Origin of the sequence: Amycolatopsis solani (assembly GCF_033441515.1) — a bacterium.
GTDB lineage: Bacteria > Actinomycetota > Actinomycetes > Mycobacteriales > Pseudonocardiaceae > Amycolatopsis > Amycolatopsis solani.
The window spans coordinates 2779288-2798606 of sequence record NZ_JAWQJT010000001.1 but is presented as its reverse complement, the minus strand read 5'-3'; the positions used below and the strand labels follow the sequence as shown (position 1 = coordinate 2798606).

The 19319-nt window shown below is 71.0% G+C and carries 14 protein-coding genes; 7 read left to right on the top strand and 7 right to left on the bottom strand.

Annotated elements, in window-relative coordinates; genetic code table 11:
* Positions 1 to 25 precede the first annotated feature (25 nt).
* A complete protein-coding gene (locus tag SD460_RS13780; protein WP_290049608.1) occupies positions 26 to 934 on the top strand; it encodes a zinc metalloprotease in 909 nt (302 codons plus the stop codon).
* A 234-nt stretch (positions 935 to 1168) separates the two neighbouring features.
* Here SD460_RS13780 and SD460_RS13775 read toward each other — a convergent pair whose 3' ends face one another.
* Together SD460_RS13775 and SD460_RS13770 are read right to left on the bottom strand one after the other, a co-directional pair.
* On the bottom strand, positions 1169 to 1588 hold the full coding sequence (locus SD460_RS13775) for a pyridoxamine 5'-phosphate oxidase family protein (protein WP_290049609.1): 420 nt from the start codon (positions 1586 to 1588) through the stop codon (positions 1169 to 1171).
* Positions 1585 to 2520, bottom strand: a complete 936-nt coding sequence (locus SD460_RS13770; RefSeq protein WP_290049610.1) for a zinc-binding dehydrogenase — start codon at positions 2518 to 2520, stop codon at positions 1585 to 1587. The genes SD460_RS13775 and SD460_RS13770 overlap by 4 nt, the downstream gene beginning before the upstream one ends.
* Before the next feature lie 172 nt (positions 2521 to 2692).
* Here SD460_RS13770 and ald point away from each other — a divergent pair, with 172 nt between their 5' ends.
* Positions 2693 to 3808 (top strand): alanine dehydrogenase, encoded by a 1116-nt coding sequence (gene ald, locus SD460_RS13765; RefSeq protein ID WP_290049611.1) that lies wholly within the window; start codon positions 2693 to 2695, stop codon positions 3806 to 3808.
* Between the two features lies 1 nt (position 3809).
* On the opposite strand, the gene SD460_RS13760 is transcribed toward ald, so the two are convergent.
* The 3 genes from SD460_RS13760 to SD460_RS13750 are packed head-to-tail and all read right to left on the bottom strand — an operon-like array spanning position 3810 to position 6978.
* A complete protein-coding gene (locus SD460_RS13760; RefSeq protein ID WP_318306213.1) occupies positions 3810 to 4922 on the bottom strand; it encodes an acyltransferase family protein in 1113 nt (370 codons plus the stop codon).
* 45 nt (positions 4923 to 4967) lie between these two features.
* The gene (locus SD460_RS13755) at positions 4968 to 6320 is read right to left on the bottom strand and encodes a sensor histidine kinase (protein WP_318306212.1); all 1353 of its coding nucleotides are present in this window, start codon (positions 6318 to 6320) and stop codon (positions 4968 to 4970) included.
* A complete protein-coding gene (locus SD460_RS13750; protein ID WP_290049614.1) occupies positions 6313 to 6978 on the bottom strand; it encodes a response regulator transcription factor in 666 nt (221 codons plus the stop codon). Before SD460_RS13750 ends, SD460_RS13755 begins: the two co-directional genes overlap by 8 nt.
* Positions 6979 to 7478: 500 nt before the next feature.
* On the opposite strand from SD460_RS13750, the gene SD460_RS13745 reads away from it, so the two are divergent.
* The 4 genes from SD460_RS13745 to SD460_RS13730 all read left to right on the top strand — a co-directional run bounded on the left by SD460_RS13745 (position 7479) and on the right by SD460_RS13730 (position 14258).
* Positions 7479 to 8513 (top strand): ABC transporter ATP-binding protein, encoded by a 1035-nt coding sequence (locus SD460_RS13745; RefSeq protein WP_290049616.1) that lies wholly within the window; start codon positions 7479 to 7481, stop codon positions 8511 to 8513.
* A complete protein-coding gene (locus tag SD460_RS13740; protein WP_086856912.1) occupies positions 8513 to 9394 on the top strand; it encodes an ABC transporter permease subunit in 882 nt (293 codons plus the stop codon). The genes SD460_RS13745 and SD460_RS13740 overlap by 1 nt, the downstream gene beginning before the upstream one ends.
* A gap of 97 nt (positions 9395 to 9491) precedes the next feature.
* Positions 9492 to 13238, top strand: coding sequence for an ABC transporter ATP-binding protein (locus tag SD460_RS13735; protein WP_318306211.1), 3747 nt, complete (start codon positions 9492 to 9494; stop codon positions 13236 to 13238).
* A 483-nt stretch (positions 13239 to 13721) separates the two neighbouring features.
* On the top strand, positions 13722 to 14258 hold the full coding sequence (locus SD460_RS13730) for a DUF4291 family protein (RefSeq protein WP_290049622.1): 537 nt from the start codon (positions 13722 to 13724) through the stop codon (positions 14256 to 14258).
* Here the strand turns inward: SD460_RS13730 and SD460_RS13725 are convergent.
* Positions 14255 to 14527 (bottom strand): hypothetical protein, encoded by a 273-nt coding sequence (locus tag SD460_RS13725; RefSeq protein WP_086670514.1) that lies wholly within the window; start codon positions 14525 to 14527, stop codon positions 14255 to 14257. The two genes, SD460_RS13730 and SD460_RS13725, sit on opposite strands and share 4 nt — an antisense overlap.
* Before the next feature lie 258 nt (positions 14528 to 14785).
* On the opposite strand from SD460_RS13725, the gene SD460_RS13720 reads away from it, so the two are divergent.
* Positions 14786 to 18484 carry a multifunctional oxoglutarate decarboxylase/oxoglutarate dehydrogenase thiamine pyrophosphate-binding subunit/dihydrolipoyllysine-residue succinyltransferase subunit gene (locus SD460_RS13720; protein WP_290049624.1) on the top strand — a complete coding sequence of 1233 codons (3699 nt, stop codon included), beginning with the start codon at positions 14786 to 14788 and terminating at the stop codon, positions 18482 to 18484.
* Between the two features lie 51 nt (positions 18485 to 18535).
* Here SD460_RS13720 and SD460_RS13715 read toward each other — a convergent pair whose 3' ends face one another.
* Positions 18536 to 19240 (bottom strand): hypothetical protein, encoded by a 705-nt coding sequence (locus SD460_RS13715; RefSeq protein WP_290049625.1) that lies wholly within the window; start codon positions 19238 to 19240, stop codon positions 18536 to 18538.
* Positions 19241 to 19319: the final 79 nt, after the last annotated feature.

Sequence of the window (19319 nt, the reverse complement as noted above, 5' to 3'; positions counted from 1 at the left end):
CGGGTCATCGCACGAGGAGTTGTCCATGAGCAGTTCGGTCAGCAGGGCTCTCAAGCTGGGCGCGGTGTCCGCGCTGTCCCTGGTCGCCCTGGTCGTCCCGGGCGCCACCGCGGGGAGCGCCGTCGCGGCGCCGTCCGGCGACTGCTTCACCCCCACCCACTCGGCGGACCGCAGCAAGGACGGCCACGCCGACAGCCTGTCCCCGGCGGAAGCGGCTCGCGTCGAGGCGGACATGCAGAGCAAGCTGGCGGGCAAGCGAACGGCGTTCAAGGCCGCGGCGGCCGTCTCGATCCCGGTGTACTTCCACGTGATCACGAGCGGCTCGACCGGCAACCTGCCGTCGTCGACGATCACCAAGCAGATCTCGGTGCTGAACAGCGCGTACGCCTCGAGCGGCTTCAGCTTCTCACTGGTGAGCACCGACTACACGAACAACTCCACCTGGTACAACGGCATCACCGACGGCACCTCGGCCGAGCGCAACATGAAGAACGCGCTGCGCAAGGGCGGCAAGAACGCGCTGAACATCTACACCGCCAACCTCGGCGACGACCTGCTCGGCTGGGCGACGTTCCCCTGGAACTACAACTCCCAGCCCAAGCTCGACGGCGTCGTGATCCTCGACGAGTCCCTCCCGGGCCGCTCGGCGACGAACTACAACGAGGGCGACACGGCAACCCACGAGGTCGGCCACTGGATGGGGCTGTACCACACGTTCCAAGGCGGCTGCTCCGGTTCGGGCGACTACGTGTCCGACACCCCGGCGGAGTCGACGGCGACATCGGGCTGCCCGACGAACAAGGACACGTGCACGTCGACGGGCAAGGACCCGGTGCACAACTTCATGGACTACAGCTACGACGGCTGCATGTACGAGTTCACGGCGGGGCAGGGCACGCGGATGAACAGCTCTTGGTCGGCCTACCGCGGCTGACGTGGTTCTTGAGGGGCACTCTCATGGCTTTCAAGTCCAGGGCTCCGGCTAAGTCGGAGTCGACGCGGCGGATCGGTGCATCCGCGGGCTCGCCCGAAGTCTTGTATGAGTCATTCAGGACGCCGGAGGTCCTGAATGACTCATACAAGACCTCCCGGGGGCCGCTCGAGCCGGCCCGCCGATCCCGATCCCGACTTTGCCGGGACCCTGGACTCAAGAGCCGTGAAGGTGCCCTCACGGCACCTCGTAACTGAGGTCGGTCGCGACGAGTCGCGAAGGCCGTAGGTGCCCCCAGAGCGTGTCCGGGTTCCCGCGCAGGTACGCCCGGAACCGCGGGGCCCAGCGCTCCTCGTCGGGACCGAGGTACCGCGCCAGCTTGCGGCGTCCCCGCGGGACGTCGAACGGGCGCAGGCCGGCGTCGCCGCTCGCCAGAACCTGCCGGACCACGCCGGTGTCCAGCTCGCAGACGTCGACGGTGAGCGCGATCCGCGGCCGCGCGCGAATTCGGTCCGGCAGGCGCGACCACGGGCCGCTGAGGATCCAGAACGCACCGTCTTCCCAGAGGTACCAGGTGGGCCGGACCGTCGGCCCTTCCGTCGCGACCCGGGCGGTGAGCGGCCGGGCGAGGAACTCGTCGACGTCGAACCCGCTCACGCGACCAGCAGCGTCTTTCCCACCGTGGTGCGGGATTCGATCGCCGCGTGGGCGTCCGCTGCTTTCTCCAGTGGGAAGCGCTGACCGATCACCGGCACCAGGCGGCCCGCCGCCGCTTCCGACAGTGCCGACTCCGTGAACGCCCGCAGCTCCGCCGGGCTGCCGATCGAGCGCACCAGCGAAACCCCGCGCGCCGAAGCGTCCTCTTCGGACACTTCCGCCCACGAACCGCTCGCCAGTCCGTAAACCGCCATCCTGCCTCCGCGGCGCAGCAAGGAAAACGCAGTCGCGCCGATCGGGCCGCCCACGCCGTCGAAGACGACGTCGATCTCGCCGAGGGAAGCGGCCCAGTCCGGTGCCAGGTAGTCGACCACGACGTCCGCACCGGGAACCCGCGCCACCTTCGCCGGGCCGCCCGCCGCGCCGATCACGACCGCGCCCGCTGCCTTTGCCAGCTGGACCAGCAGGCCGCCGACGCCGCCCGCTGCGGCCTCGACCAGGACTCGATCGCCCGGGCGCACCCTGGTGGCATGCACCAAGCCGGTCGCGGTGCGGCCGTCCGCGAGCAGCGCCACCGCCGCGTCGAGCTCCAAGGATGGCGGCACCGCGAACACCGCGGCCGCGTCCGCCGCGACGCGCTGGGCGTACCCGCCGGAGCCGCCGGTCGACGTCACCACGCGCTGCCCGGCCAGTCCCGGGTCCACCCCCTCGCCGAGCGCGCTGATCACGCCGCCGACGCCGTTGCCGGGGATCAGCGGCGGCGTCGCGCGGAACGGCCCGGGCGCGCCCGCCCGGAACTGCGTCTCGACGAACGTGGTGTTCGCGAAGGCCACTTCGACCAGCACCTGACCGGGCCCGGCGACGGGCTCCGGCGCGTCCCCCGGAACCAGCACCTCCGGCCCGCCGAACTCGCGCAACCACACAGCTCTCATGCGCCCACGCTGCAACTTCAAGTGAAGTCGAAGTCAATGGTGTTGTCCGCTCGGCACTACAAAAGCGGCGGGAAAATGTCCGCGCAGCACGATGACACCGCCGTCCGGGTGGCTCACCGTGAGTGGCAACACCGCACCGATTTTCGACGCAGACCGACCCAGGAGGCCGACCGTGCGTATCGCCGTTCCCCGTGAGATCAAGAAGCACGAGTACCGGGTCGCGCTGACCCCGGCCGGGGTGCACGAGCTGGTCGGGCGCGGGCACGACGTCTTCGTCGAGACCGGCGCCGGTACCGGTTCGTCCATCGCCGACGAGGAATACGTCGCCGCCGGCGCGAAGATCCTCGCCACCGCGGACGAGACCTGGGCCGAGGGCGAGCTCGTCCTCAAGGTCAAGGAGCCGATCGCCGAGGAGTACCCCCGGTTGCGCGCCGACCAGGTCCTCTTCACCTACCTGCACATCGCCGCCGACCGGCCGCTGACCGACGCGCTGCTGGCTGCCGGCACCACCGCGATCGCCTACGAGACGGTGCAGACCGCGAACGGCGCGCTGCCGCTGCTCGCCCCGATGTCCGAGGTCGCGGGCCGGCTGGCCCCGCAGGTCGGCGCGTTCTCGCTGATGAAGCCGAGCGGCGGGCGCGGTGTCCTGCCCGGCGGCATCCCGGGCGTGCACCCGGCGCGCGTCGTCGTCATCGGCGGCGGGGTGGCCGGCCTCAACGCCGCCCGCGTCGCGCTGGGCCTCGGCTCGGACGTCGAGATCCTGGACACCAACGTCGACCGCCTCCGCCAGATCGACAACGACTTCGGCGGCCGCATCCGCACGGTGACGTCGAACCGCCTGTCGGTCGAGGAGTCCGTGCTGCAGGCCGACCTGGTCATCGGCGCGGTGCTGGTGCCCGGCGCGAAGGCGCCGAAGCTGGTCTCGAACGAGCTCGTGTCCCGCATGAAGGGCGGCAGCGTGCTCGTCGACATCGCGATCGACCAGGGCGGCTGCTTCGCCGACTCGCGCCCGACCACGCACGACGACCCGACTTACACCGTTCACGACTCGGTGTTCTACTGCGTCGCGAACATGCCGGGCGCGGTGCCGCGGACGTCGACCTACGGCCTCACCAACGTCACGCTGCCTTACGCTGTACAGCTCGCCGAGCACGGCTGGAAGGCCGCGCTGCAGGCCGACGCAGCGCTGGCGAAGGGCCTCAACACGCACGCCGGCGCGCTGACCAACGGCCCGGTCGCGGTGGCGCACGACCTGGTGCACACGCCGCTGGCCACCGTCCTCGCCTGAGCTATCTCACCCGAGCGGGCCCCTGCCGTTCCGCGGCAGGGGCCCGCTCCCCTTTCGCCACCAGCCGTCGCCCGAACGCGATCGCGGGCTGCTCGACCCACTTCCGGAGACCGCACGCGAAGAGCAGCGCGACGGCGGAAGTCGCGACCGCCTTGCCCAGCCCGGTCGGAAACAGCAGGCCGGTCACGCCCGCCGCACCCGTCTGGGCCAGGTAGAGCGCGTAGGACCGGTCGCCGACGAACGTCAGCACGCGGCTCGAAAGCAGCCGCCGGACCGGGCCCGCCGAGACCACGGCGACCAGCAGCAGCGCCGCTCCCGCGGCGTAGACCGGGACGACGAACTGCCAGCTCCCGCCGAGCGCCGCCCCCAGCGGCTTGACCGACAGCTGGAGCAAGCAGAACCCGAGCGTGACCAGCACCGCCGCGGCCGGGCTGGTCAGCGGCCGCAGCACCGCGAACCCGCGCGGGTGGTGCAGCGCCAGCGCGAGCAGGCAGCCGACGACCAGCGAGCCGTAGTGCACGGACAGGCTCGCCCACTGGTGCGCGGGCGCCAGCGGCAGGACACCGAGCACGAACCCCAGCGCGCCGGCGCCGATCAGCAGGCGCAGCGCGGTCTTGCCGGTCTTCGCGAACGACGTCAGCACGAGCAGCGCGGGCCAGACGAGGTAGAACTTCTCCTCCACGCCCAGCGACCACGACGTCGGGTACGGCGTGTTGTAGTCGACGACCTCGTTGAAGAACGTGAGGTAGTACGGCATCGCGTCAGCGAGCCGGCTGCTCTGGTAAACGCCGGTTAACGTCACCGCCAACGCCGTAAGGCCGAGCAGCAGGAAGTACACCGGCATGATCCGGAAGACGCGGCGGAGGTAGAAGTCGCGCAGCGAGATCCGGCCGGTCCGGTCCTCCTCGCGCAACGCCAGCGTCGTGATCAGGAAGCCGGACAGCACGAAGAACAGCTGGACGGCGATCCAGCCCTGCAGCCGGTCGAGGGCCGGGCCGCCGTAGTGGAAGAACACGACGGCCAGCGCGGCGAGCGCGCGCAGGCCGGTCAGGCCGGGGAACCACGACGACGACCGGTATTCGGCGTGCTCGAGCGGCCGCCAGGAAATGATCATGGCCGCAGCGTCGGCCGCGGATGCTGAACCGGACCTGAAGCCGGCTTAAGACGGCTTCAGCTCCGGCAGCGTGACGACGAACCGGCTGCCCGCTTCGGCCCGCGCTGTGCCGCCGTGGGCGCGGGCGATGTCGGCCACGATCGCCAGGCCCAGCCCGGACCCGCCGTCGTCGCGGGCGCGGGCGTCGTCGAGGCGGACGAACCGGTCGAAGACGCGCTCGCGGTCCGCTTCGGGGATGCCGGGCCCGTCGTCGGTGACCGTCAGCACGGCCCATCCGTCCACAGCGGACACCGCGACGACGACCCGGGAAGCCGCGTGCCGCTCGGCGTTGTCGACGAGGTTGCGGACGAGCCGTTCCAGCCGTGTCCGGTGCCCGCGCACCACCGGCGTCCCGCTGACCTCGACGTCCGCCCGGCCGGCCGCGACCGCCTGGACCACTTCGGACAGCGCCACCGGTTCGAGGCGGTCCGGGCCCGCGTGGTCGAGCTTGCCGAGCAGCACGAGGTCGGCGACGAGGTCCTGCAGGCGGGTGACGTCGAGCAGCGCGTTCTCGCAGGAGTGCCGCCAGTCGAGCCGGTCCGGGTGCGCGAGGAGGACCTCGAGCTGCGTCCGCAGCGACGCGAGCGGCGTGCGCAGCTCGTGCGACGCGTCGGAGGTGAACCGGCTCTGTCGCGTCACGGCTTCGTCGAGCCGCGCGAGCATGGTGTTCATGGTCCCGGCGAGGCGCGCGATCTCGTCGCCGGTGCCCGGTTCCGGCACCCGGCGGCCCAGGTCGTGCGCGCCGATCTCGGCGACCTCGGCGCGGATGGCCTCGACCGGCCGCAGCGACCGGCGGACGGCGAGCCAAGCGATGACGCCGATGAGCAGCGCGACCGCGGGGACGCCGAACGTGAGCACGGTCCGGACGGAGTCGACGGCCGCCTGGCCCTCGGGGTCGATCTGCACGCCGGCGTACACGTCGTACTTGCTGTTCCCGCTGAAGGCGTGGACGACGTGCACGGTGAGGGATTCGTCGAGGTCGCGCAGTTCGGGCGCGCAGCCGACGGACGCCTGGTCGCTGCGGACGATCTCGTACGGCCGAAGCGTGACATCGGTGTCGTTCGCGGCGAGCGTGGCGCCGTCCAAGACCGGGCAGGACACGAGCCGCTTGCCGGCGTGATCGGTGACTTCGTAGATCGAATCGCGCACGAGCAGCGTCAGGTCGGCGGGCTCGGCCCCGGTGTTCAGCAGCTGGACGATCGCGTCGGCGTGGGCGTCGGCGAGCTGCGCGGCGGCGTCGCGGAGCCGGCTTTCGGCCTGGAGCACGAACCACACGGAGACCGCGCCGAGCGCCACGACCGACGCGGCGAAGGCCGTGACCGCGACGCGGGAGCGGGTCGAGCGGAGGAAGTCAGGCACCCGCGGTCACCACGTGGTAGCCGGCCCCGCGGACGGTCCGGATGGTCTCGGCGCCGAGCTTGCGCCGCAGCGCGCTGACGTGCACTTCGACGAGGTTCGCGGTCGCTTCGGCGGCGAAGTCCCAGAGGTTGTCGAGCAGCTCGGCCTTGGTGACGACCTGCCCCGGCCGCTGCAGGAGGTAGGCGAGCAGCGCGAACTCCTTGCCGGTGAGCGGGACGTCGGCCCCGCCGCGCCGGCACGTCCGGGCCGCCTGGTCGAGCTCGAGGTCCCCCAGCTTGAGCACGCCCGGTCGGGTGGCGCCGCCCCGCCGGACGAGCGCCCGCAGCCGCGAGAGCAGGACGCCGTAGGAGAAGGGCTTGGGCAGGAAGTCGTCGGCGCCGGTGTCGAGCGCCTCGATCTCGTCGTCCTCCCCGTCCTTGGCGGTGAGCATGAGGATGGGCGTGCTGTTCCCCTGCTCCCGCAGCCGGCGGCAGACGCGGTACCCGTTCAGCCCGGGCAGCATGATGTCCAGGACGATGGCGGAGTAGGGGTGTTCCCCGGCGAACCAGAGCGCGTCCCGCCCGTTGTGCGCGACGTCGACGGCGTACCCCTCGGCGCTCAACCCGGCCCGCAGCGCATCGGCCAGCCGCCGCTCATCCTCGACGAGCAAGATCCGCATCGCGCAACGATGCCACAGCTGCGAGATCCGCCACCGCAACCCGCCCACACCACCAGAGGACTCGCTCGCGCCACGACGGACCCGGCCACCCCACGATGGACCCGGCCACCCCACGACGGGACCACGCTGGGTCCGGCACCGAACGCACCGTGGGGGTCCGGGGGCTCGGCCCCCGGGTGATACGACGAAGTCGAGCGAAGGGCGAAGCCCGATAGCAGAGACGAAGGGGCGACCCGCTCAACCAGCCTGGGGGTCACTGGGAGCGGGTCGCCGATATCCAGCTTAGAGGTCTTCGGGCGACTTCGCTGCACCGGGTCGGCAAGTCGAATGAATTCTTTACCTAGTTGATCTGTCCCGTCACGGGAATCCTCAGGTCACGCCCCTGACCGGTTGCGGAACGTGACGAAGGTCGCTCCCCACGGGTTCGGGAGTTCCGTGCGCGCGAGGCGCACCGGTAGGGCAGGATGACGCCGCATCAGCGGGGAACGTTAGGGGACGGTATGCACGACGGCAGTGGCCGGATTGTGGTGCAGAACCTGAGCAAGCAGTTCGGCGCGGTGAACGCGGTGCAGAACCTCAGCTTCACGGTCGAACCCGGGTCGGTGACGGGCTTCCTCGGTCCGAACGGCGCCGGGAAGACGACCACGTTGCGCATGCTGCTCGGCTTGGTGACGCCCACGTCCGGTGCGGCGACGATCAACGGGCGCCCGCACTCGCAGCTGGGGAACCCGGCGCGGGTGGTCGGCTCGGTTTTGGAAAACGAAGGTTTCCACCCGGGTCGGACGGCCCGCAACCACCTCCGGGTCTACGCGGCGGCCATCGGCGTGCCGGACCGGCGCGCGGACGAGGTGCTCGGCCTGGTGGGCCTGGGCAGCGCCGCGGACCGGAAGGCCGGCGGGTTCTCGCTCGGCATGCGGCAGCGGCTGGCGCTGGCCACCGCGCTGCTCGGCGACCCGCAGGTGCTGGTGCTGGACGAGCCGACGAACGGGCTCGACCCCGAGGGCATCCTGTGGCTGCGGAACTTCCTGCGGTCCTACGCGCGGGAGCAGCGGCGGACCGTGCTGGTCTCGAGCCACCTGCTGAACGAGGTCGAGCAGCTGATCGACCAGGTCGTGATCATCAGCCAGGGCGTCACGCGCTACTACGGCCCGCTGGAGCAGCTGCGCAAGAGCCAGCAGTCGCGGGTGCTGGTGCAGCCGGCGGACCCGTCGGCGCTAGTGAAGGCGTTGCAGGAGAACGGCATCACCGGCGTTTCGCCGACGCCGGACGGCCGGGTCGCGGTCGCCGGGTCGACCGTCCAGCAGATCGGCGACATCGCGGCGAAGGCCGGCATCGCGGTCTACGGCATGCAGGAGGACCACGCCGACCTGGAGCGGATGTTCTTCCAGCTGACGCAGGGCCAGTACGCGGGTGCGCCGGGCTTCCAGCCGCAGCCGCAGTACCAGGGCCCGCCGCCGGGGTACCCGCCGCAGCAGTACCCGCCTTCGGGCCCGCAGCAGCAACAGCAGCAGCACTGGGGAGGACCGCAGCAGTGATGGGCAACCTGATCAAAGCGGAGTTCCGCAAGACGCTGTCGCTGAACACCTGGTGGGTGCTGCTGATCCCGCTGGCGCTGGTGGCGTTCTGGCTGACGTTCGTCTGGGGCAAGATCACCAACGACTTCGCGGACTTCATCGGCTCGAGCGACGCCCGCGAGGTCGCGGGCGCGGTCGGCCTGGACGCGAGCAAGCTGCCGGTCGGGCTGCTGGCGTTCGCGCACGGCGTGAACATCGCGCAGCTGATCCCCGGCCTGTTCGGGGTCTTCGCGCTGGCCGGCGAATACCGCAGCAAGACGATCACGACGACGTTCCTGACGGCGCCGAACCGGATCGCCGCGCTGACCGCCAAGATGCTCACCTACGTGGCTTGGGGCGCGATCTACGGCCTCGTGAGCTTCGGCGTCTCGGCGGTCGCGGTGATGGCTTCGGTCGACTCCGGCCGGTGGCCGAGCGCGGGCCAGTGGCTGGCCGCGCTCGGCGGGACGATCCTGGCGTCGGTGCTGGTGACGTTGTTCGGCATCGGGTTCGGCGCGGTGCTGCGCAGCGTGCCGCTCGCCGTGGTGCTGTTCCTCGTGTGGTTCCTGATCGTGGAGAACGTGCTGGTCATCGCGCTCTGGGGACCGGTCGACATCCTCGGCGGGATCCTGCCGAACGGCACCGCCAACGGGATCGTGGGCGGGATCGCGGCGGACGCGTTCGGGATCAACACGCTCAACCTCCCCGGTGGGGTCGACCACTGGTCGCAGCTGGGCCTGCAGCTCGCGGCGGGCGCACCGGGCGTGATCTCGTGGTGGGCGTCGGCACTGATCTTCTTCGCCTGGACCATGCTGTTCTTCGGCCTCGGCTGGCTGGGCAACCAGAAGCGCGACATCACCTGAGTTTCACCCGTTCGTGAAGGCCACCTCGACGTGCTCGAGGTGGCCTTCACGGCGTTCCCGGAAATAAATTGTCGGTGGCCGCGCTTACTGTCCCTACGTGACCATCGCCCCGCCCCGCTCCCGTCAAGAGCTCCCAGCAGCCGAGACAGCCGGCTGGGTCCGCCGGCTGTCCGCCGCGGCCTGGGAGCACCGCGCGCTCGTCGTGCTCTCGCTGACCGCCGCCGTCTTCAGCGTCGGCGTGCAGGCCGTGAGCCCGCTGCTGGTGCGCACGGCGGTGGACGACGCCGTGGCGGGGCGGACCGGCGGGCTGCCCGGGGTCGCCGTCTTCCTGGTTTCGTTGCAGCTGGTGGCGTTCGGCACCGCGTTCGTGCGCCGGTACGTCGGCGGGAAGCTCGCCCTCGGCGTCCAGCACGACCTGCGGCAGCGGGTCTTCAACGCGGTTTCGCGGCTGGACGGCGGCAAGCAGGACGCGATGCGGACCGGTCAGATCGTCTCGCGCGCCATCTCCGACCTGCAGCTGGTCACCGGGATCCTGATGCAGATCCCGGTGTCCTTCGGTTCGGTGCTCTTCGCGCTGCTTTCGTTCGCGGCGATGCTGTGGCTGTCGCCGGTGCTGACGCTGATCGCGCTGGTCGTCACGCCCGCGGTCGGCATCATCGTGGCGCGCGGCCGCAAGCGGCTCTTCCCGGCGACGTGGTCGGCGCAGCAGCGCGCGGGCGACGTCGCGCAGCAGGTCGAGGAGACCGTCACCGGCGTCCGCGTGGTCAAGGGTTTCGGCCAGGAGGCGCGGGAAGTCGGGCGGCTGCAGGCGACCGCGCGCAAGTTGTTCGCGGAGCGGCTTCGCGCGGCGAAGCTGTCCGCGGTGCCGACGGCGACGACCGCTTCGCTGCCCGCCGCCGGCCAGGTCGCGGTGCTCGGCATCGGCGGCGTCCTCGCCATGAACGGCGCCATCACGCTCGGCACGTTCCTCGCCTTCGCGACCTACCTCGCGACGCTGGTCGGGCCGGCGCGGATGCTGTCCAGCCTGGTCGTGCAGGCGCAGCTGACCCGCGCGGGCGCCGAGCGCGTGTACGAGCTGATCGACGCGCAGCCGGAGGTCGTCGACGCGGCCGACGCGCGGCCGCTGCCGGACGGCCCGCTGGGCGTGGAGCTCGACGACGTCCGCTTCGGCTACACGCGCAGCGAACCGGTGCTGAACGGGCTTTCGGTCACCGCGCACCCGGGCGAGACCCTCGCGCTGGTCGGCACCGCGGGCTCCGGGAAGTCCACGATCTCGCTGCTGCTGCCGCGGTTCTACGACGTGCACGCGGGCGCGGTCCGGGTCGGCGGCCTCGACGTCCGGGACGTGCCGATGCGGCAGCTGCGCCAGTCGATCGGCGTGGTGTTCGAAGAGGCGTTCCTGTTCTCCAGCTCGATCCGGGACAACATCGCCTACGGCAGGCCGGACGCGAGCGACGAAGAGATCTTCGCGGCCGCTCGGGCGGCGGAGGCGGACGAGTTCATCCGCGCGCTGCCGGAGGGTTACGACACGCTGGTCGGCGAACGCGGGCTGACCCTATCGGGCGGCCAGCGCCAGCGGCTCGGGCTGGCCAGGGCGCTGATCACCGACCCGCGGATCCTCATCCTCGACGACGCGACTTCGGCCATCGACACCGTCACCGAGGCCGCGATTTACGACACCTTGCGTGCGGTCACCGCGAGCCGGACGACGCTGCTCATCGCGCACCGGCGCTCGACGCTGGCGCTGGCCGACCGGATCGCGGTGCTGGACGACGGCCACGTCGTCGACGTCGGCACCGAAGCCGAACTGATGGCGCGCTGCCCGCTGTTCCGCGAGCTGATCGCGGGTCCGGGCGACGGCGTCGAGGAGAAGCACCGGTGCGAGGGGCTCGACCGCGACCCGGCCGGCGTCACGCCGTCGCTGTGGCCGCGTGACGACGAGCGCGACGAAGTCGACGAGCTGGCCGCCGCGGCGCGGCTGCGCAGCGGCAACCCGAACAGCAGCGGGTTCGCCGGCCACGGCGGCGGCCTCGACCTGCCGCCGACCCCGGAACTGATCGAGGGCGTGCGGCGGCTCCCCCCGGCCGTCGACGAGCCGCGGCTGTCCGATGTGGACGTTACGACACCCGACCCCGGCTTCCGGCTGGCCCGGCTGCTGCGGCCGGTCCGCCGGCCACTGGCCGTGGTCATCGGCCTGGTCGCGGCGGACGCGCTGGCGTCGATCGCGCTGCCCGCGCTGTACCAGTTCGGCGTCGACCACGGCGTCCGCACGGGCGTCGAGTGGCTGGTCTGGCTGGCGGCCGGCATCGGCGCGCTGGTGATCGCGGCCGACTGGCTGGTCGTGTTCGCGCAGACCCGGCTGACGTCGAGGGTCGGCGAGACCGTGCTGTACTCGCTGCGCGTCCGCAGCTACGCGCACCTGCAGCGGCTCGGGCTCGACTACTACGAGCGGGAGCTGTCCGGGAAGATCATGACCCGGATGACGACGGACGTCGACGCGCTCTCGACGTTCCTGCAGACCGGCCTCGCGACGGCGGTGGTCAGCGCGCTGACGCTGGGCGGGATCGCGGCGGCGCTCATCGTCACCGACGCCGGGCTGGCGCTGTACGCGCTGGCGATGGTGCCGGTGCTGGCGGTGGCCACGGTGATCTTCCGGCGGGCGGCGTCGAAGGCGTACAACGAGGCCCGCGAGCGGGTCAGCGTCGTCAACGCGGACATGCAGGAGAACGTCAGCGGGCTGCGCGTCACGCAGGCGTACTCGCGCGAAGACCGTTCCGCGGCGGCGTTCGCGTCGCTGAGCGACTCGTACCGGCGCTCGCGGCTGCGGGCCCAGCAGTACGTCGCCACGTACTTCCCGCTGGTGGCGCTGCTGTCCGACCTGGCGACGACGACGGTGCTGGTGGCGGGCGCGAACCGCGTCGCGGCAGGCACGCTGTCGGCCGGTGTGCTGCTCGCGTTCCTGCTGTACCTGCAGCAGTTCTTCTCGCCGATCCAGCAGCTGTCGTCGGTGTTCGACGGCTACCAGCAGGCCCGCGTCGGGCTCTCCCGCATCGGCGACCTGCTGCGCACGCCGACGTCGGTCCCCGCGGCCGAGCACTCGGTCGCGGTGCCGGAGCGGCTGCGCGGCGAGGTGGCGTTCAAGGACGTCGACTTCTCCTACACCGGCGTCGAGGCGAAGGCGCTGGAGCAGTTCTCGCTGGACGTCGGCGCCGGCGAGACGATCGCGCTGGTCGGCGCGACCGGCGCCGGGAAGTCGACGGTGGTGAAGCTGGTCGCGCGCTACTACGACGTCACCGGCGGCGAGGTCCGCATCGACGGCACGGACGTCCGCGAGTACGAGCTCGCGGGGCTGCGGCGCCGGATGGGCGTGGTGCCGCAGGAGGCCCACCTGTTCTCGGGCACGGTGGCCGACAACGTCCGCTACGGCCGCCCGTCGGCCTCCGACGCGGAGGTCGAGGCGGCGGTCCGCGCGGTGGGCGCGTTCGACGGCGTCGCGGCGCTGCCGGCGGGCTTCCTGCAACCGGTGGGCGAACGCGGCCGCTCACTGTCGGCGGGCCAGCGCCAGCTGGTCGCGCTGGCCCGGGCGGAACTGGTGAACCCGGACATCCTGCTGCTCGACGAGGCAACGGCGGCCCTGGACCCGTCGACGGAAGCGGCGGTCCTGCGCGCGACGGAGACGGTGGCCCACCGCCGCACGACGTTCGTGGTGGCCCACCGCCTGGCGACGGCGGCCCGGGCGGACCGCATCGTGGTGCTGGACCACGGCCGCATCGTGGAGACGGGAACGCACGAAGAACTCCTGGCGGCGGAGGGCCACTACGCGAGGTTGTGGGCCCTGGGCTGAGCACTCCGGCCCGGAAGCGCGGTGGCTCGCCTTCCGGGGCTGCGGCGCCGACCGGGAACGGCGGCGGGGCACCCCTTCCGCGGGTACACCGCCGCCCGGACCGGGCTGCTCCCCGCCGACCGGCCGGGGGCGCCCTCCCGGCCGCACCCTTTCCGCGGCCGGCCGAACCCCGCAGCCCGCCCAGCCGCAGCCTGCCCGCCACCACGCCCAACCACACCAACCGCCTCGACGCAGCCCGCCCACACCTCGGCCCGCCCGCCCACACCACCACGCCCAACCACACCAATCGCCGCGACGCAGCACGGCTCCACACGCCGGCGGCCCGCCCAGCCACCCGGCGCAGCCCGCTCCACAGCCGCACCGGCCCGCCCACACCGCCTCACCAACCTCCGCGCCACAGCCCGGCCACCGCCGTCCCCTGACGCGGGGCTGAACGCCGAAAGTTCGTGGCCGCTCGGTCCGGCCGCTGACACCATGGCGGGCATGTTCGAAGAGAAGCGGGTCCCCGACCGGCAGGTCCGAGCAGCGCAGACCGAGACGACCGTCCGCGTCTACCAGGCGTGCTCCCCCGCCGTCGCCGATGCCGCGCTCGAAAAACAGACGTTCGGCGGCCTCGAAGGCACCACCTGGCTCGACCCCTCCTTCCGCTGGGCGGCCTACGCCAGCGGCAACGGCAGCAAGCCCGGCCACGAGCGCGTCCTCGCGGTCGACCTCACCCGCGCCGGCTTCGAGTGGGCTCTCGCCCACCCGGGCCCGGTGCTCGTCCAGTGGGAAGCGGAACGAGACCTCGACCACACCTTGCTGGACTTCGAGGCCATCCGCGTCGGCCTCACCGGCGAAGCCACGGACCACTACACCGACGACTGGATCACCGCGATCACCGACATCACCCCGGTGGTCCGCGACATCGCCGGCCTCCTGGCCACGGACCAGCTCCACAAGGCGGTCCGGCTCGTCCCCTACGAGCCGCCGTACCCGCTGAAAGAAGACCTCGCGAAGGCCATCGGCGCCACCACCTAAGGCAGCGCCCGCCACTTCAACGCGCCCAGCCCGGCCGCCTCCACGTCAGGCCGGGACGCCCACCGGACCGTGCCCGGCCGCACGTGGACGCCGGCTCCGACCAGCCAGTCCGGCTCGTCGGGCTCGACCCACTCCATCTCCTCGAAGTCGGCCAGCGTGGGCCAGACCGCCTGGCACGAATCGCACCGGAGCACGACCGTCCCCGACTCGGTGACCAGCGGCCTCACCAGGCCCTGGTCCCAGAACGAAGGGCATTCGACCAGCCACATCCCTCCAGTGGAACCCGCCGCGGTGAACGCCCGGCGGCAGCCGCGCGAACCGGAACGAAAGGTGCCGCGAACGCTGTACCGGGTCCAGTGCTTAAGGTTCCCTTAGCACATCTTGATCGAGTCAGTGACCGATCCCCTAGTGCGCCACGCCTCACACAGGCCGGTTCCATCACATCGCGGTCACCGAGGGGGTTAGCCTGGTAGGCGCATCAGCGGATTCAAGATCGAGATCGAGACGGATAGAGGCGAGCCCCAGCCGTGTCCAGCAGCAGCCCTGCGTCACAGTTCGGCCCCAACGAGTGGCTGGTCGAAGAAATGTACGACCAGTTCCTCGCCGACCCTTCTTCAGTCGATGCCGCCTGGCACGACTTCTTCGCGGACTTCAAGCCGACGCAGAGCGCGCAGGCCAAGGCGGACACCGCCCGGCAGCAGGCCGACGTCAAGCCCGCCTCCAACGGCCAGGCGGCGCAGCCGTCGGCCAAGGCGGTGCAGAACGCGGAGTCGGCGGCCAAGCAGGCCGCCCCCACGAAGGCGGCCCCCGCGAAGCCGGCGCCGAAGGCGGCTCCCAAGCCCGCCGCCGCCAAGGCCGAGCCGAAGGCGGACGCGAAGAAGGAAGAGCCGGAGTCGAAGCAGCTGCGCGGTGCCGCGGCCGCCATCGCGAAGAACATGGACGCCTCGCTGAGCGTCCCGACCGCGACCAGCGTGCGCGCGGTCCCGGCCAAGCTGATGGCGGACAACCGCATCGTCATCAACAACCACCTCAAGCGCACGCGTGGCGGCAAGATCTCCTTCACGCACCTCATCGGCTACGCCATGGTGCGGGCGCTGAAGGACTTCCCGAACCTGAACCGGCACTACCAGCAGATCGACGGCAAGCCGTTCGCGATCACGCCGGAGCACGTCAACTTCGGGCTCGCCATCGACATGAAGGGCAAGGACGGGTCCCGCAACCTCGTCGTGGCCTCGGTCAAGAGCGTCGAGGACATGTCCTTCCTGCAGTTCTGGCAGGCGTACGAGGACATCGTCAAGAAGGCCCGCAACAACAAGCTCACCGCGGACGACTTCGCGGGCACCACGATCTCGCTGACCAACCCCGGCGGCATCGGCACCAACCACTCGGTGCCGCGCCTGCAGGCCGGCCAGGGCGCCATCATCGGCGTCGGCGCCATGCAGTACCCGGCGGCGTTCGAGGGCACCAGCGAGAAGACGCTGGTCGACCTCGGCATCAGCAAGATCATGACGCTGACCTCGACCTACGACCACCGCATCATCCAGGGCGCGGAGTCCGGCGAGTTCCTCAAGCGCATCCACCAGCTGCTGCTCGGCGAAGACGGCTTCTACGACGACGTCTTCACCAGCCTGCGCCTGCCGTACGAGCCGATCCGCTGGGTCGCCGACATCCCCGAGGGCCCGGTCGACAAGACCGCCCGCGTGATCGAGCTCATCGACGCGTTCCGAATGCGCGGCCACCTGATGGCCGACACCGACCCGCTGAACTACCGCCAGCGCAGCCACGCCGACCTGGACGTCCTGTCCCACGGCCTGACGCTCTGGGACCTCGACCGCGAGTTCCCGGTCGGCGGCTTCGCCGGCCAGGAGCGGATGAAGCTACGCGACATCCTGGGCGTGCTGCGCAACTCGTACTGCCGCACGGTCGGCATCGAGTACACGCACATCCTCGACCCCGAGGAGCGCCGCTGGATCCAGGAGCGCGTCGAGATCCCGCACGAGAAGCCGGACCCCGCGGTCCAGAAGTACGTGCTCTCGAAGCTGAACGCCGCCGAGGCGTTCGAGACGTTCCTGCAGACCAAGTACGTCGGCCAGAAGCGCTTCTCGCTCGAGGGCGGCGAGACGGCGATCCCGCTGCTGGACACGCTGCTGGACAAGGCCGCCGAGCACGAGCTCGACGAGGTCGTCATCGGCATGCCGCACCGCGGCCGGCTGAACGTGCTGGCCAACATCGTCGGCAAGCCGATCAGCCAGATCTTCCAGGAGTTCGAGGGCAACCTCGACCCGGGCCAGGCGCACGGTTCCGGTGACGTGAAGTACCACCTCGGCGCCGAGGGCAAGTACTTCCGCATGTTCGGCGACGGCGAGACGAAGGTCTCCCTGACGGCGAACCCGTCGCACCTGGAGACCGTCGACCCGGTCCTCGAGGGCATCGTCCGCGCGAAGCAGGACCTCCTCGACAAGGGCGGCGAGGGCTACACCGTGCTGCCGGTCCTGATGCACGGCGACGCGGCCTTCGCGGGCCAGGGCGTCGTCGCGGAGACGCTGAACCTGTCGCTGCTGCGCGGCTACCGCACCGGCGGCACCGTGCACGTGATCGTCAACAACCAGGTCGGCTTCACCACCGCGCCGGAGCACTCGCGCTCGTCGCAGTACGCCACCGACGTCGCGAAGATGATCGGCTCGCCGATCTTCCACGTGAACGGTGACGACCCGGAAGCCGCGCACTGGGTGGCCAAGCTGGCCGTCGAGTACCGGCAGGCGTTCCACAAGGACGTCGTCATCGACCTGATCTGCTACCGCCGCCGCGGCCACAACGAGGGCGACGACCCCTCGATGACGCAGCCGGCGATGTACGACATCATCGACACCAAGCGTTCGGTGCGGAAGACCTACACCGAGTCGCTGATCGGCCGCGGGGACATCTCCGTCGAAGAGGCCGAAGCCGCGCTGCGCGACTTCTCGAGCCAGCTGGAGCACGTCTTCAACGAGGTCCGCGAGCTGGAGAAGCACCCGGCGAAGGCGAGCCCCTCGGTCGAAGAGGAGCAGCAGGTGCCGGCGAAGGTCGCGACCGCGATCACCAAGGAGACGCTGGAGCACATCGGCGACGCGTTCGTGAACGTGCCCGAGGGCTTCACGCCGCACCCGCGCGTCAAGCCGGTCATGGAGCGCCGCCACAAGATGTCCCGCGAAGGCGACATCGACTGGGCGTTCGGCGAGCTGCTCGCGTTCGGGTCGCTGGCGATGGAGAGCCGCCTGGTGCGGCTGTCGGGCCAGGACTCCCGCCGCGGCACGTTCACCCAGCGGCACTCGGTGTTCATCGACCGCAAGACTGGCCAGGAGTACTCGCCGCTGCAGAACCTGGCCGAGGGCCAGGGCCGCGTGATGATCTACGACTCGGCGCTGTCGGAGTACGCGGCCGTCGGCTTCGAGTACGGCTACTCGGTCGCCAACCCCGAGTCGCTGGTCATGTGGGAAGCGCAGTTCGGTGACTTCGTCAACGGCGCGCAGACCGTCATCGACGAGTACATCTCCTCCGGCGAGGCCAAGTGGGGCCAGCGCTCGGACGTCGTGCTGCTGCTGCCGCACGGCCACGAGGGCCAGGGCCCGGACCACACGTCCGGCCGCATCGAGCGCTTCCTCTCGCTGTGCGCGGAGGGCTCGATGACGGTGGCGGTGCCGTCGACCCCGGCGAACTACTTCCACCTGCTGCGCCGCCACGCCCTCGACGGCATCCAGCGCCCGCTGGTCGTCTTCACGCCGAAGTCGATGCTGCGCAACAAGGCCGCGACGTCACCGACCGACGACTTCACCGGCGAGAGCCGGTTCATGTCCGTCATCGACGACACGACCCCGGACCCGGCGAACGTCCGCAAGGTGCTGCTGACCTCGGGCAAGCTCTACTGGGAGCTGGTCGCGGAGCGGGCGAAGCGCGAGGCGCACGACGTCGCGATCGTCCGGATCGAGCAGTACTACCCGCTGCCGAAGAAGAAGCTGGTGGCGGCGCTGGAGCGCTACACCAACGCGCAGCAGGTCGCGTGGGTCCAGGAGGAGCCGGAAAACCAGGGCGCGTGGCCGTTCTTCGGCCTGAACCTGCCCCGGAAGTTCCCGGAGCTGCTCTCGGGCCTGCAGGTCGTCTCGCGCCGCCCGATGGCGGCCCCGTCGGCGGGTTCGTCGAAGGTGCACGAGGTCGAGCAGAAGGCGCTGATCTCGAAGGCGTTCGACTGATCGCTTGAACGACGAAGGCCCCCGCACTCCGAGTGCGGGGGCCTTCGTCGTTCAGCTGAGCGACTCCGAAGCCGCCTTCGCGAGGCTGTGGGCGTTGCGGCGGCAGCGCTCGGTGTTCTTGTCCGACGGGTCGGCCGCGGTGACGATCACGGTCGCGTCGACGTTGCCCTGGTAGAACCGCACACCGCACTGCATGGTGCCGCTCGCGGCGTACTCGACGTCGGCCGCCTTCGTCGCCCTCCCGATCTTCTCGGTGATCGGCTTCGCGCCGCGCTCGACCTCGATGTCGTAGCCCGCCTTCGCGTAGCCGGGGCCGTTGCCCGAGCCCGGCTGGTTCGACTTCGCCAGCATCATCGACACCGTGCCGGACGACGAGCCCGGCTTCGACCACGAGCAGCTCAGCTGGGACAGCTGGATCTGGTCGTCCGACGTGCTCGCCGGCTCGGCCGGGGAGTCGCTCGAGAGAGGCGGCAGGTTGTTCATCCGGCTGCCGACCTCGCTGCAGCGCGGCAGCGACGTGTACTTGTCCGGCTCGCCGGTCGCCGACGTCGCGGGCGGCGCCGCGGTGGACCGCTTGTCGTCCGAGGTCAGGAGGAAGAACGCGCCGACGCCCGCCCCGGCCAGGACGAGCACGCCGACCACGACCAGCACGACCACCAGCGCCGTCTTCCCGCCGGACTTCGGCGGCGGGTAGCCGGGGTACTGCTGCTGGGGGTAGGGCTGCTGCGGGTACGGGTACTGGGGTCCTTGCTGCACGAACCGGACACTAGGCCATTCGTGCGACCGGGGCGGGCGTTTCGGGGCAAATCACTCAGCCGGGCAAATCACTCAGCCG